Origin of the sequence: Seonamhaeicola algicola (assembly GCF_007997385.1) — a bacterium.
Taxonomy (GTDB): Bacteria; Bacteroidota; Bacteroidia; order Flavobacteriales; family Flavobacteriaceae; genus Seonamhaeicola; species Seonamhaeicola algicola.
The window spans coordinates 1-551 of record NZ_VOSC01000020.1 but is presented as its reverse complement, the minus strand read 5'-3'; the positions used below and the strand labels follow the sequence as shown (position 1 = coordinate 551).

Annotated in this window: 1 protein-coding gene; it reads right to left on the bottom strand. The window is 27.9% G+C overall.

Translation table 11 applies throughout. The annotated features are described in order from the left end of the window. Positions 1-551 (bottom strand): ABC transporter substrate-binding protein (locus FUA26_RS08490; protein WP_147134417.1); only part of this gene is annotated, 551 nt, incomplete at both ends.

The window sequence follows — 551 nt, the reverse complement described above, 5'->3', positions numbered from 1 at the left end:
TTTAAACGGATAAGGCTCACTTGAAAGCATTACTAAATCAATATTTGGGTTAACCTGTAAATTAATTTGTGGGTATCTGTTTTGGTTTTTGTAATAATTATCAAAACCATTTAAAGTTAGCAAATAATTTATAAAAGTGTTGTTAGCTGCCACCATCCATGGGTTTTTCCAAATAAAATATGCTACTTTAAGTCTTTTTTTATCTTCAATAAAATGCTCAAAATTATTTTGCTGTATTTTTATTTCATTACAAATATGCAATGCTTTTTCTTTAACATTAAATAAGTTTCCGTATTGTTCAATAAGTTTTAAGCTATCTGTTACTGTATAAATATCAGAAACGTGTACCGCACAAATAAGTTCACAAGCTTCAACTATTTCTTTTGTATTTTCTTCTTTATTACAAAGAATAACATCTGGCTTTAAAGCTTTTATTTTTTCAATATGTATTTGTTTTGTTCCTCCAACAAGTGCTACTTTAGATTTTATATGAGGCGGATGCACACAAAATTTAGTTACACCAACTATTGAAGCCTCTAAACCCAAATCAC